The sequence below is a fragment of the Pseudomonas tumuqii genome (assembly GCF_013184545.1).
Taxonomy (GTDB): domain Bacteria; phylum Pseudomonadota; class Gammaproteobacteria; order Pseudomonadales; family Pseudomonadaceae; genus Aquipseudomonas; species Aquipseudomonas tumuqii.
This window is the reverse complement of the sequence record NZ_JAAOJA010000002.1, coordinates 395,413-409,384: the sequence shown is the minus strand read 5'-3', so window position 1 is coordinate 409,384 and position 13,972 is coordinate 395,413. Positions and strand designations below refer to the sequence as shown.

The following is a 13,972-nucleotide window of genomic DNA, read 5'->3' as shown; positions in this document are numbered from 1 at the left end:
GCAGGATTCTAGCCGTTTGCAGGCGGGCCTGCCTTGGCTATGTGGGCGCAAGGCTGCTGCCGCTGAATAGAGTTTTGGTAAGCGAGAGCCAAAAGCCAAAGCATCGCGCCGGGGCGGCCCTCCTACAAGAGCAGCAGGCAGCGCATTCCCCTGTAGGAGGCCCGACCTCGCGGCGATAGCAGACGCGTTCGCTCAACAAGCAACAGCATCGCGCCAGGTCACGGAACGCCGCCCAGACCCTCCTACAAGAGCAGCAGGCAGCGCGATCCCCTGTAGGAGGCCCGACCTCGGGGCGATAGCGGACGCAGTCCGCTCAACAAGCAACGGCATCGCGCCGGGTCACGGAACGCCGCCCGGGCCCTCCTACAAAGAGCAGCAGACACCGCATTCCCCTGTAGGAGGCCCGACCTCGGGGCGATAGCGGACTGCAGAAAAAGCAAAGCCCCAAACCAAGCGCGCGGCTTGTAGTTTGGGGCTTGTCGTTTGCAGCCGGTTTAGCGCTTGCTGGTCAACTGCTTGCGCTCATATTCGACGATCCGCTGGCGGTAATGCTCGATGGTTTGCGCGGTCATCACGCTGCGCTGGTCGTCCTTGAGCTCGCCGTTGAGTTCGTGGGCCAGTTTGCGCGCGGCAGCGACCATCACGTCGAACGCCTGTTTGGGATGGCGCGGCCCCGGCAGGCCGAGGAAAAAACTCACTGCGCGGGTGTTGAAGCCTTCTATATCGTCGAGGTCGAAAGTGCCCGGCTTGAGCGCGTTGGCCATGGAGAACAGCACTTCGCCGTTACCGGCCATGCTTTCGTGGCGATGGAAAATGTCCATCTCGCCGAAACGCAGGCCACTTTCCAGAATGTTCTGCAGCAACGCCGGGCCCTTGAAGCCGTCGTCGTCGCGGGCAACCACATTGATCACCAGCACTTCTTCGACTGGTGGCAGCTCTTTGCCAGCGTTGTGCGCCTTGTCCTTGCGCGATTCGGCTGTGCCTTCATCCACCGGATTGAGCAGCGTCGGCACCGGCTCGTCCAGGCCCAGATTGAGGTCACCCTGTTGTGGCTCACCACCGCGGCGACGGTTCAACTCGCGGGCGCTCATCGAAGGCAGATCGTGTTCGTCCAGCGACGGTTCCTGGTGGCGATCGATAACCCGTGGCGGGCTGAGCAAGCCTGGGTCGCCATCGACTTCCGGCAGATCGGCAAAACTGCGATCGAGTTTGAACTTCAATTTACCCTTGCCACCGCGCATGCGCCGCCAACCATCGAACAAGATGCCGGCGATCACAATAATGCCGATGACTATCAGCCATTCGCGCAGACCGAATTCCATGAAATACCTTGACCCCTGATTGAAAATTTTATGAAAAAAGGCGTCCTGCCCCTACTACGTCAACTGTAAACCGTGGCGCCAACTCCATGTTCTGACGGGCGTTTCCCACGTGTAACAAAAGTTGGACGATAAGCTAGCACGACGAAAGGTAACTTTACACAGCCAACAGGCCGTTAAAACGCTATGTCTCCTCCTGGCAGTTGCAAAACGGAGTGGTCGGGCGGTTTATGCCTGTCCCCGCGGGCAGGACGAATATCGATGATGGGTTACGCCGCGCTTGTTTTGCTGACAGCAGGTCAATCTGCGGGCGCCTAACCTACGCGGCCCCACCTACGCGGCCCGACCCATCCTACGGTCTTGATCCTTGAGTACCCCGGTCTGCTGCGCGACAGCGAGCGACGAACAGCGGCCTCACGCTTCCACCATCGCCAGCGCCTCTTCCACATCCACGGCCACCAGCCGCGAGCAACCCGGTTCATGCATGGTCACGCCCATCAGTTGATCGGCCATTTCCATGGCGATCTTGTTGTGGGTGATATAGATGAACTGCACTTTTTCCGACATTTCCTTGACCAAGCGGGCATAACGCCCGACGTTGGCGTCGTCCAGCGGCGCGTCGACCTCGTCGAGCATGCAGAACGGCGCCGGGTTGAGCTGAAAGATGGCGAACACCAGGGCCAGCGCGGTCAGCGCCTTCTCACCGCCCGAGAGCAGATGGATGGTGCTGTTCTTCTTGCCCGGCGGGCGCGCCATGATGGTTACCCCTGTATCGAGTAGATCTTCGCCGGTGAGTTCCAAATAAGCGTTGCCGCCGCCGAAAACCTTGGGAAACAAGGCCTGTAAACCGCCGTTGATCTGATCGAAGGTCTCCTTGAAGCGGTTGCGGGTTTCCTTGTCGATCTTGCGGATGACGTTTTCCAGGGTATCCAGCGCCTCGACCAGGTCGGCGTTCTGTGCATCCAGATAGCGTTTGCGCTCGGATTGCTGCTGGTATTCGTCGATGGCCGCCAGGTTGATCGGGCCGAGCCGCTGGATCCGCGCGGCCAGGCGCTCCAGCTCCTCTTCCCAGGCTTTCTCGTTGGCCTCGCCGGGCAAGCTCGCGAGCACGCCGTGCAGGTCGTAGTTGTCTTCCAGCAGCTGATCCTGCAGGGCCTTGCGCCGTACCGTCAGCGCTTGCCACTCCATGCGCTGCTGTTCCAGCTGGCCACGCAACAGCTGGGATTGCTGCTCGGCCTGGGTGCGGCGCTTCTCCGCATCGCGCAGTTCACGGTCGGCATCTTCCAGGGCCAGACGCGCCAGTCTGAGTTCGTCATCGACGGCCATGCGCTTGTCGAGCAGCTCTTCGAGTTTCAGGCGCAGCTCTTCCAGCGGCGCTTCGCCCTCTTCCAGATTGAGACTGAGCTGTTCGCGCTTCTCGTGCAGGCGCTCGGCCTGCGCTTCGAGACGCTCCAGCGCCTGGCGGGTGGAATCATGCTGGGCCTTGAGCGAGCCCAGGCGCACGGCCAGCTGGTGGGCGTGATCCTTGTGCTGACGGGCGTCCTGACGCACCCGGTCGAGTTTTTCACGCAGGGCATCGCGGCTGGCCAGCAAGCCTTCGCGCTGTTGATTGTCGCTGGCCATGGCGTCCAGGGCGTCTTGCAGCTGCAGGCGTGATTCGCCCAGTTGCTCGTGCTCGATCTCGCGCTGTTCGGCCAATTCCAGCAGCTCGCTGTCGAGGCGACGACGGCGCAGGGTCAGTTGCTCGAGCTTGGCTTGCCCGGCCGACAGCTGCGCTTTCAATTCACCTAAAGTACGGGCGCGGTCCTGCAACTGGCGGCGCTGCTGTTCGCGCACCTCCTCCTGCTGCCCCTGGCTTTCACGCAAGTGCAGCAAGCGCTCCTCGAGCAGCGCCAGCGCCGCTTCGCGTTCTTCGCGCTCCAGCTCCAGGCGTTCGAGCTCCTGACCACGCGCCAGCACGCCGCTTTCCGCTTCGCTGGCACGGCGCACACGGAGAAAATGCCGGCCAACCCAGTAACCGTCGCGGCTGATCAGGCTTTCGCCTTCACCCAGGCTGGTGCGCGCCGCCAAGGCATCGTCCAAGCTGGCCACCGGCTTGACCCTGGCCAGCCAGGGCGCCAGGTCGACGCTGGCCTCGACCTTGTCCAGCAGGCTGCCGGCGACCCGCACGCCGCCCCGATCCGGGCTGGCCAGGCGCAGGTCACCCTGGGCCAGGCTGGCGAAGTCCAGGCCATTGAAATCGTCCAGCAGCACCGCCTGCAGGTCGGCGCCGAGCACGGTTTCCACCGCCAACTCCCAGCCGGCCTCGACCCGCAGCCCTTCGGCCAGGCGCGGGCGCTCGCTGAGTTGCTGCTCGCACAGCCAGTCACCGGCGCCCTTGCCAGGATCGAGCGCCGCCTGCTGCAGGGCTTCCAGCGAGGCCAGGCGGCCGTTCAGCCGTTGCAGTTCGCCTTGCGCCTGTTGCTGGGCCTGGCCGGCTTGCTGCAGGTCGTTGCGCAGTTGTTGCAGGCGCTCGGCTTGCTGTTCTTCGGCGAGTTGCAGGTCTTCCAGGCTCAGTTCGCTGGCGGCGATCTGCTCGCCAAGGTCGACAATGGCGGCGTCTTCCGGATCGGCGGCCAGTTGCTGCAGCTCGTCCGCCAGGCGGCGTTGGCGCTCGGCCAGACGCTCCAGGCTCTGCTCCAGTTGCTGAATGCGCGATTGCTCCACCTCGGCCTGGCGGCGCGGCTCGGCCGAACGCTGATTGAACGCGTCCCACTGCTCCTGCCAGCCATGCATGGCGCTTTCGGATTGTTCCAGCGCGACTGCAGCCTCTTCGGCAGCGGCGGCGGTCAGCTCCTGTTCGGGTTCGAGCATGGCCAGCTCTTCGCCGAGGGTCGCCAGCAGGGTGCGGTCGTGGCCCAGGTGCGATTCGGTTTCCAGGCGCGCGCGTTCCGACTCGCGCAGGTCGTCCTGCAATTGGCGCAAACGCTGCTGGCCGTGCTGGATGCTCTGCTCGACCCGGGCGATATCGCCGCCGACCGAATAGAAGCGCCCCTGTACCAGGTTGAAGCGCTCGCTCAGTTCATGATGGCCATCGCGCAGGCGCTCGATGCTGGCATCGGCATTGCGCTGCTCGGCGACCAGCGCCTCGAAGCTGACTTCCTGATTGCCGATCACCGCCTCGCGCTGGCCGACCTGCTCGTTCAGCGCCTGCCAGCGCAGGGCCGTCAGCTGAGCCTTGAGTTGGCGCTCTTCGGCCTTGTATTCCTGGTATTTCTCCGCCGCCTGGGCCTGGCGCTGCAGGCGCTCCAACTGGCGTTCCAATTCTTCACGCAGATCACTCAGGCGCGCCAGGTTCTCGTGGGTGCGGCGGATGCGGTTCTCGGTCTCGCGGCGGCGCTCCTTGTACTTGGAGATGCCGGCGGCTTCCTCGATGAAGTTGCGCAGATCCTCGGGCTTGGCCTCGATCAGCTTGCTGATCATGCCCTGCTCGATGATCGAGTAGCTGCGCGGGCCCAGGCCGGTGCCGAGGAAGATGTCGGTGATGTCGCGCCGGCGGCACTTGGTGCCGTTGAGGAAATAGCTGTTCTGGCTGTCGCGGGTCACCCGGCGGCGGATGGAGATTTCGTTGTAGCCGGCGTACTCGCCGGTCAGGGTGCCATCGGAGTTGTCGAAGATCAGTTCGATGGACGCCTGGGTCACCGGCTTGCGCGTGTTGGAGCCGTTGAAGATGACGTCGGTCATCGACTCGCCGCGGAGGTTCTTCGCCGAACTTTCGCCCATTACCCAGCGTACGGCGTCGATGATGTTGGACTTGCCGCAACCGTTGGGCCCGACCACCGCCGCCATGTTGCTCGGAAAGCTCACCGTGGTCGGGTCGACGAAGGACTTGAAGCCGGCCAGCTTGATGCATTTAAGCCGCATGTGCAGTCATCCTTGGCGCTCGTCCAGGCTTGCCAGGACCAGTTGGCAGTTGTGCGCGCCATAGGCCAGCAGCACTTCACGGGCGCGCGGGTGATCGCGGGCGATGATCGCCTGGAGCAACTCGCCGAAGGCGTTGAGGAACTGGCCCATCTCGCTTTTGCGCCGTTCCAGCGCCAGATGATAGGTACGGCTGATCGCCGGCAACAGGTTCTCGACGGTTTCCTGCAGGTAGGGGTTGTTCGAGAATGGATAGGCCGCGCGCATGATGTTGAAACTGTCCTCGACGAACGCATTGATGTCTTCGTGCTGCAGACTGCCGAACAGACGCTGCTGGATGACCCGAAACGGTGCCAGATCGGCCTCGACCCGCCAACCGTCGGCCACCGCCCGCGCCAGCAGGATGTACAGCTCGATGACCAGGTCGTAGAGGCTCTTGACGTTGTGCGGGGTCAGTTCGGTCACCTGAGCGCCGCGGCGCGGCAGGATCACGATCAGGTGGCGACGCTCAAGGATCAGCAGCGCCTCGCGCACCGAACCACGGCTGACATTGAGCGCCTGGGTGACTTTCTGTTCCTGAATACGCTCACGCGCCTTCAATTCACCACGAATGATGCGTTCCGCGAGGTGATGAGCGATCTGTTCCGAGAGGCTGTCCGGCGCCGGCAACGTCATGATTATCCTTCGACTCTACTGATCTATCGGGGCGGGCGGACTGGGCTGCGGCCCCCGCCAGGGCTGGCGCGGGGCAAAAAATCAGCGGCGAGTGTAACACAGGGCGTTAGCGGGCCAAGGGGCTGGCGGCCGGGTCAGGGCGAGGCAGCGGAGGACGCTGATTGCAAGTGGCGCCGGTGGCCCTGCGGGGTGCTGCCGCTCCAGGCGCGGAAGGCGCGGGTAAAGGCGCTCTGCTCGGAATAGCCCAGCAACAGGGCAATCTCCGCCAGCGACAGGCGGGGATCGGCGAGGTACATGCGCGCCAGCTTGAAGCGCACATCGCCGAGCAAGGTGCGGTAACGCAAGCCATGCAGCGCCAACTGCCGATAGAACGAGCGCAGGGAACAGTTCATGCGGCCGGCCAGGGTGGCCGCGGAAGGCTCGCCCTCCTGCAGCGCGACCATCAGGTGCTGCTGCAATTGCTCGATGAACTGATCGGGCCCGGGCTGTTGCGCCAGCATGGCCTGGGCCTGCTGGTCGAACAGGCCGCGCATATAGGGGTCGCTGCTGGTGATGTGCATGGCCAGCAGGCTGGCGGGTATCTCCAGGGCGTGACAGCGCGCCTCGAAACGCACCGGACAGCCCATCAGCGCTTCATAGATGGCGGGCTCGGCTGGCCGCGCATAGGGAATTTCGATGGCGCTTGGCGCAATGGCCTGGCCGATCAGCGCCTGGTACAGGTTGACGAAGGCCGCCACCCCGAACTCGCTGGCCAGTGGCGTGGTGTGATGCTCGCCGTCCCCCCAGCTGTAGCGGATAACCTCGCCCCGCCGACTCACCTGGATATCGAGATCGCTCACCAGCAGGGTCTGGAAGCGCCGGTAGCGCATCAGCGCCTGGCCCAGGCCGCTGCAGGACGCAGCCAGATAACCGACCACGCCAAAATGCTGTGGTTTGGCGCAGCGACCGATACGCAGGCCCAGCGCCGGCACCGGGTGCAGGGCCTGCAGCCGCTCCAGCGCGCCCCAGAACGGCAGGATCGGCATGCGCTGACTACTGGAGTAAGGCGCGAGGGCCTCGAGCACGTCGGGTGCGGTCAACTGGTTCTTGTCGATGTAGTCGCGCAGGGTTTCGGCCAGGGCGCAGGAGATATAGACGTCCTTCGACATGCGGATTCCGGATTTCCAGGGTATGGCACAAAATGTCAAACAGGGTGCCCTGGTGTCAAGACGGCAGAACCCGAAGGCCCTAGATTGCCAGCAGTCAATGCTGCAACCCGGGGATTACCGGGGCGGCCTACAGGTCACGGGCAGGAGAGTAAAAAATGGCATACGTCGTAACCGCAAGCTGTTTGGGCGACCGATACACCAAGTGTGTGGACGTGTGCCCGGTGGAAGCCTTCCGCGAAGGCCCGCAGATGCTCTATATCGACCCTCTGGTGTGCATCGACTGCAACGCCTGCCTGACCGAATGCCCGGTGCGCGCCATCTACCCGGATTCCGCCGTGCCGGCGCCGATGCAGGACTACATCGAACTCAACGCGCGCATGGCTAAGGAGTACCCGCCGATCACCGAGAGCCTGGATGTCGACGACAGCCAGGCCGGCATGACGGCCAAGGTGCCGCGCGCTGCCGGCCCGGCCCGCCGCCTGGCGGTGATCGGTGCCGGCCCCTCGGGCTTTTATGCCGCCGACGAAATGCTCCGGCAGCTGCCGGGATCGACCGTGGATATCTTCGAGCGCCTGCCCACACCCTTCGGCCTGGTGCGCTACGGGGTCGCCCCGGATCATCCGAAGATCAAGTCGGTGGCCGCCAGTTTCGACAAGATCGCCCGCTCGCCCAAGGTGCGCTTCTTCGGCAACGTCGAACTGGGTCGCGACCTGAGCCGTGACGAACTGCTCGCGCACTACGACGCGGTGCTCTACGCCACCGGCGGCTCGGCCAGCCGGCCGCTGGCCCTGCCCGGCGCCGAGCTGGGCAATATCCAGGGGGCCTCGGCCTTCGTCGGCTGGTACAACGGCCACCCGGACTATCGCGAACTGCAGGTCGACCTGTCCGGCGACACTGCGGTGGTGATCGGCATGGGCAACGTGGCGCTGGATATCGCGCGCATCCTCGCCATGCCGGTGGCGGAGCTGGAGCGCACCGACATCGCCGACTATGCCCTGGAGGCCCTGCGCCAGAGCAATATCCGCGAGGTCTGCCTGGTCGCCCGGCGCGGACCGGTGCAGGCGGCCTTCACTCCCAAGGAGCTGCGCCAACTGCTGGACACCCCGGGCGTGGACATCCTGGTGGAGGCCGACGACCTGCGGCTGGACGCCGTCAGCGCCGCGGAGCTGGCCGAGCCGCTGAACACCGAAGCCCGACACAATATGGCCCTGCTGCAGGAAGCCCAGGCCCGGCCACTCCTGGCTGACCGGGCTATCCGCTTCGTCTTCAAGGCTTCGCCCAGCGGCTTCGCGGGCGAGGACAACCGCGTCGTCGCCATGCAGGGCGTGCACAACAGCCTGCAGGACGACGGCCGCGGTTCGGTCAGCGCCCAGGCCAGCGACCGGCAATTTCGCTTCGACGCCGGCCTGGTGCTGAACGCCACCGGCTATCAAGGCGTAGCCATTAGCGGAGTGGCCTTCGACGAGCGCCGTGGGGTGATCGCCAACGACAACGGCCGGGTCCTCGCCGACCAGGGTGGGTCCAGCAGGGAATATGCGGCGGGCTGGATCAAGCGCGGCGCCAGCGGCGTGATCGGCAGCAACAAGCAGTGCGCGGTGGATTCCGTCGACCGCCTGGTGGCGGACCTGGCCGAGGCGCCCGCGCCGCTGGCGCCGGGACAGACCCCGGATGTGCTGGCGCTGCTCGAGGCGCGCGGCATCGAGTTCGTCTCCTTCGCCGACTGGACCCTGCTCGACGCGCACGAGCGCGAACAGGGCGAGCCCCAGGGCCGGCCGCGGCGCAAGGTGGTGGAAGTCGCGCATATGCTGGAGATCATCCGCGATCGGCGGCAGCAGGCCGACCAGGCGCAGCCAGCCGCGGCGGCTTCTGTAGAGAGCGCCGCCAACGAGCAAGGCGCGAGCATTGCCGGCATCGAGGTCAAGACCCACTTGCGCACCTGCACCCTGTGCGAGGCCATGTGCGGCATCAAGATCGAATACCAGGGCGACAAGATCCTCTCCATCGCCGGCGACCCGGACGACCCGCACAGCCACGGCCATATCTGCCCCAAAGGCTACGCCATGCAGGACCTGCACAACGATCCGGAGCGCCTGAAGACGCCGCTCAAGCGCGTCGGCGAGCAGTGGCTGCCGATCTCCTGGGACGACGCCCTGGAGGAAGTCGCCAGCCGCCTGACGGATATCCAGGCCAGCCACGGCAACGATGCGCTGGCGGCCTACTCGGGCAATCCCATCGCCCACAACCTGGGCATCCTGCTGAGCATGGGGCGCTTCCGCCAGGCGCTCGGCACGCGCAACCAGTTCTCCGCCTCCAGCCTCGACCAGATGCCGCACCAGCTGGTGTCCTACCTGATGTTCGGGCACAGCCAGCTGTTCACCATCCCCGACATCGACCGCACCGACTACATGCTGATGCTCGGCGCCAACCCGGCGGCCTCCAACGGCAGCCTGATGTCGGCGGGGGATGTGCTCGGCCGCCTGCAGGCCATCACTGGCCGCGGCGGCAAGATCGTGCTGATCGACCCGCGGCGCACGGAAACCGCGCTCTACGTCAGCGAACACCAGTTCATCCAGCCCGGCACCGACGCGCTGTTCCTGCTCGGCCTGCTGCAGGTGATCATCGAACGCCGCCTGGGCAAGCCGGGGCGGCTGCTGGAACTGGCCAAGGGCTGGGAGACGCTGAGCGTCCTGCTCGAGCGCATGCCGCTGGCGCGCATCGCCGAACGGACCGGCATCGCCGCCGCCGACATCGAGCGCATCGCCGTGGACTACGCCAGCGCCGACAAGGCCGTGTGCTACGGGCGCATGGGCATCTCTACCCAGGAATTCGGCGCCCTCAACCACTGGCTGATCAACCTGCTGAATATCCTCACCGGCAACCTCGACAGCGCCGGCGGCATGATGTTCAGCACCCCGGCGGTGGACATGCTGAAAATCACCGGCCGCGGCGGCTTCGACCGCTATCGCAGCCGGGTCCGCGGCCTGCCCGAATTCAGCCGCGAACTACCCGCCGCGGCGCTGGCCGAGGAAATGCTGGTGCCCGGCAAGGGCCAGGTGCGCGCCTTCGTCAGCGTCGCCGGCAACCCGGTGCTGTCCTCGCCCAACGGCCGACAACTGGAACAGGCCCTGGAGCAGCTGGAGTTCATGGTCTCGGTGGACTTCTACCTCAACGAGACCACCCGCCACGCCCATATCATCCTGCCGCCGACCGGGCCGTTCGAGCACGAGCAGTACGACCTGGTGTTCAATCTGTTCTCCGTGCACAACATGGCCAAGTACGCCGAGCCGCTGTTCGCCCACCCGCCGGGCACCCGCTCCGACTGGGACATCTTCAGCGAGCTGAGCAAACGCATCGAACGGCGCAAGATGGCCAACAAGCCGCTGCAGCAGCGCCTCAAATATGAAGTCAACGCGCGACTGGGCGAGTTCCTCACGCCCCAGCGCATCCTCGACCGGGGCTTGCGCACGGGGCCCTACGGCAGCGGCGGCGGCTGGCTGCAGCGGCTCAACCCCTTCGCCCGCAAGGGCCTGTCCCTGGCGCAGCTGAAAAAGCACCCCCATGGCCTCGACCTGGGACCGTTGCAGCCATCGCTGCCCGGCCGGCTGTTCACCAAAGACCAGAAGATCGACCTGGCGCCGGCGCTGCTGGTGGCCGATCTCGACCGGCTGTGCCAGCGCTTCGCCGAGCAGGCGGCCAAGCCCGGCCTGCTGCTGATCGGCCGGCGCGACCTGCGCACCAACAACTCCTGGATGCACAACAGCTACCGGCTGGTGAAGGGCAAGGACCGCTGCGCGCTGTTCCTCCACCCGCAGGATGCCGCCACCCACGGCCTGGGCAACCGCGACCAGGCGCGGCTGGCATCGGCCAAGGGCGAGTTGCTGGTGACGGTGAAGATCACCGAGGACATCATGCCCGGCGTGGTCAGCCTGCCCCACGGCTGGGGCCACCACCGCCCCGGCATGCGCATCGGCATCGCCCAGGCCCATCCGGGCATCAGCATCAACGACATCACCGACGAGCAACTGGTCGACACCTTGTCGGGCAATGCGGTGCTGAACGGGGTGCCGGTGACGCTGCAGCGCTACGAGGAGGCCGAGGCGTGGATCGCCCCCTGAAGAGGATCGGCCGCAGGATCCCGCCCAGCGACCGCTGGTCGGAAAGCTTTCGCCGCGGCATGCTCGCCCCAGATTGGTGCAACCAGCCGCTGCCCAGGCAGTCGCACAGCACCCGGCCCAGGTGCTGCCCCTTGGCCTGACGGCGTTGTCACTCGCTCGAAAGCTGCGGCCGTCATCGTCACGAACACGATAACGGCCATTATCAACGTAACAACCCGGCGCGCACCTGTAACAATGATGAAACAGTCGCCAGCGGATAGCTTCTCAGGCGACGCAACGGCCTCGGCCTTGCCCCGGAAAAGCTTCTACGCTGATTTCAAAGCTGACCGTTATTGTCTGTCGTATGGTGCATTCATGCCTGTTGGGCGGCGCATCATTGCCTGTGGTTGACGGTGTATCACTACCTGTCGTTGCAGTGCATCAGGGAGGCAATTTCCATGCGCCCCATCTGTTTCATGTTCGTGTTGCTCTGGGTGTTCTGCCCCGCCATGGTTCAGGCCCAACCTGCGCCTTCCGCTCCTGAGCGCTATGCCCCGGACCGTGTATTGGTCAAGTTCAAACCCGGTACGGCCGCGGCGCAGATTGCCGAAGCCCATCGGCGCGCCTCCGCAATCGTGCTCGACAGCATTGCCGCTATCGATGTCCAGGTCGTGGGGGTTGCCGCCGGCTCGGTGATCGCCAAGGTGGCGGCCTACCAGGCCAATCCGAACGTGCTCTACGCCGAGCCCGACTACCACCGCCTGCTGGTGGTGCCCAACGAGGAGCCCGGCCCGACACCCGTCGGCGGCGGCAATTATTTCGAGGAACAGTGGTACCTGCATAACACCCGGCAAGCCCACACTTACGTGCAACGCACGCCGTTCGGCGCCAGCCTGCAGAGCACACGCGGCACCGCCGATGCCGATATCGACGCGCCCGAAGCCTGGGACATCAGCCGGGGACTCGCCACCAGCGATCCCGCCGGTTACGCCACGCCCAAGGTGGCGGTGCTGGACAGCGGCGCCGACTGCGCGACCCTGGAACTGAACGGCAAGTGCCTGGAAAAAGTCGACTTCGTCGGCAATCAGGCCTGGGATAGCTGTCCCGCGTCGGAGCCTGCCTGCGACAACCTGGGCCATGGCACCTTCACCGCTTCCGAAATCGTCGCCAACACCAATAACGGCCTGGGCATTGCCGGCGCCGGCTGGCACACCGCGGCGGGTATCTTCAAGGTCTGTTACATGGAACTGCTGACCGATGGCGTGAACCTGTTCTTCGTCGGCCTCTGCCCGGTTTCGGCTTCGGCGGCCGCGATCATCGAGGCGTCCAGCGACCGCATGGCGGACGGTGCGCGGGTCAGAAGCCAGTACCACGTGATCAGCATGAGCTACGGCAGCGACTGGATCGATGAAAATGGCGGGGTCAGCCCCACAACTCCGTCCAATGCCGAATGCGATGCCGTGCTATTTGCCAATCAGCAGGGCGTGGTCGTGGTGGCCGGCGCGGGCAACAATGGCGACACTCAGCGGCTGTACCCGGCCGCCTGTACCGATGCCAACGGCGAATCGACGGTGATCGCCGTGGCCGCCTCGGACCACAACGATTACCGCGCCAGTTTCTCCACCTACAGCCAGATCAACGATCCCTGGGTGTCACTTGCCGCGCCGGGCCAGAGCATCATCGGCATTCTGCCGGATGCCCACTGCGGCCTGGCATCCGGCGTGGACAGCTGCGTCGACTGGTGGGACGGCACCTCGATGGCGGCGCCTCTGGTGGCCGGCGGCGCGGCATTGGTGTGGACGGACCTCTACGCGGCACTGAACGCCAGCGGGCTTTCATCCGAACAGGACCTGAAGCCAGACACTTGCCTGTGGGACGGTCTGCCCTGCAACCAGGTGGTGCGCCAGCGCCTGGAAAACGGGGCCGACAAGACCGGCGCCCAGGGCCAGAACATGCAGGAATGGACCCGCCATGGTCGGCTGAATCTGCACGGCGCGCTGACCACAGGCGACCTGGCGCCACCGCCGGAGCCCGTGATCCCCGCTGCGCCAGCGGCGCTCGGCGTACAGCTGGTGACCCTGGCGCAAGGCAACCAGGCGCTGCAGCTGGACTGGAGCCATGATGGCGTGGACGTCACCGGTTTCGATATCGAGCGCAACAGCCTGCACAAGAGTGGAAGAATCACCTCGACTACCGTCATACCAGTGAGCAGCGGCGCAACACGCAGCTATACCGACGATGTGGGCACCGGCCGCTACAGCTACCGTGTCCGCGCGCGCAATGGCGAGCAGGCGTCAGCCTGGAGCGCCATGTCCGCTGCACTGGCTGTGAGTGACGGTGGCGGCGGTGGCAAAGGCGGCGGCAAGCCCAACAAGTGATAGACGGTGCGGCGTTAAATAAAGGCGGGTTGTCGCTTCGCTCCGAAGCCGCCCTACCGACCGAGCGAGCGAGCCGCTCGATCTGGTGCAATCCGCGGTCCGTAGGGTGTCACTCGCCGCAGGCAGTGCACCATGGGTTCATCGGCGCGGCACAAAGCTGACTATCGCTGCGCTCCTAAGCAACCGCCCGGACCGTCCTACGTCAGCCCTGCGGTAGATTCAGCTCGCCAAAGCGCGCGCCAGAGGAGTTGCTGGCATGAAACCGGCTAGCCTTTACCCATATCCCTTTGCCTTTGTCGAACTCATAACCGAATCGCATGACAACCACCTGACTGCCAGGTCAAATATTTGTTGACCGAAAAGTCAGAAATCTCTAGATTTAGCCCATGCCAAGCCGCGTCAAAACGCCGCACTCACCTGCAATGTCGTTTTGCTAAAGCCTGATACGAGAACAATAA

6 protein-coding genes and 1 pseudogene are annotated in these 13,972 nt (G+C 64.9%); 3 read left to right on the top strand and 4 right to left on the bottom strand.

The features are described 5' to 3' along the window. Nucleotides 1-494 precede the first annotated feature (494 nt). The 4 genes from zipA to G9C89_RS05735 form a co-directional block, all read right to left on the bottom strand. Complete coding sequence (zipA, locus tag G9C89_RS05750; RefSeq protein ID WP_172145982.1) at nt 495-1,322, bottom strand: cell division protein ZipA; 828 nt, start codon at nt 1,320-1,322, stop codon at nt 495-497. A gap of 411 nt (nt 1,323-1,733) precedes the next feature. After that, the gene (smc, locus tag G9C89_RS05745) at nt 1,734-5,222 is read right to left on the bottom strand and encodes a chromosome segregation protein SMC (protein WP_172145980.1); all 3,489 of its coding nucleotides are present in this window, start codon (nt 5,220-5,222) and stop codon (nt 1,734-1,736) included. A gap of 6 nt (nt 5,223-5,228) precedes the next feature. Beyond that, entirely contained in the window at nt 5,229-5,894 is a 666-nt protein-coding gene (locus G9C89_RS05740; RefSeq protein WP_172145978.1) for a GntR family transcriptional regulator, read from the bottom strand. Between the two features lie 134 nt (nt 5,895-6,028). Further along, complete coding sequence (locus G9C89_RS05735; RefSeq protein WP_172145976.1) at nt 6,029-7,042, bottom strand: AraC family transcriptional regulator; 1,014 nt, start codon at nt 7,040-7,042, stop codon at nt 6,029-6,031. A 155-nt stretch (nt 7,043-7,197) separates the two neighbouring features. Between G9C89_RS05735 and G9C89_RS25115 the strand changes: the two are divergent. The 3 genes and pseudogenes from G9C89_RS25115 to G9C89_RS05725 all read left to right on the top strand — a co-directional run. After that, a pseudogene (locus G9C89_RS25115) lies at nt 7,198-8,088 on the top strand (FAD-dependent oxidoreductase); the annotation flags it as partial. An 864-nt stretch (nt 8,089-8,952) separates the two neighbouring features. After that, nucleotides 8,953-11,157: a molybdopterin oxidoreductase family protein gene (locus G9C89_RS25110; RefSeq protein WP_315852795.1), complete on the top strand. Its 2,205-nt coding sequence runs from the start codon at nt 8,953-8,955 to the stop codon at nt 11,155-11,157. Between the two features lie 437 nt (nt 11,158-11,594). Beyond that, entirely contained in the window at nt 11,595-13,514 is a 1,920-nt protein-coding gene (locus G9C89_RS05725; protein WP_172145972.1) for a S8 family peptidase, read from the top strand. Nucleotides 13,515-13,972: the final 458 nt, after the last annotated feature.

Excerpts from the sequence above, each read along its gene's own strand:
- G9C89_RS05740 (WP_172145978.1), bottom strand. The coding sequence starts at position 5,894 with ATGACGTTGCCGGCGCCGGACAGCCTCTCGGAACAGATCGCTCATCAC.
- G9C89_RS05735 (WP_172145976.1), bottom strand. The coding sequence starts at position 7,042 with ATGTCGAAGGACGTCTATATCTCCTGCGCCCTGGCCGAAACCCTGCGC.
- smc (WP_172145980.1), bottom strand. The coding sequence starts at position 5,222 with ATGCGGCTTAAATGCATCAAGCTGGCCGGCTTCAAGTCCTTCGTCGAC.
- zipA (WP_172145982.1), bottom strand. The coding sequence starts at position 1,322 with ATGGAATTCGGTCTGCGCGAATGGCTGATAGTCATCGGCATTATTGTG.
- G9C89_RS05725 (WP_172145972.1), top strand. The coding sequence starts at position 11,595 with ATGCGCCCCATCTGTTTCATGTTCGTGTTGCTCTGGGTGTTCTGCCCC.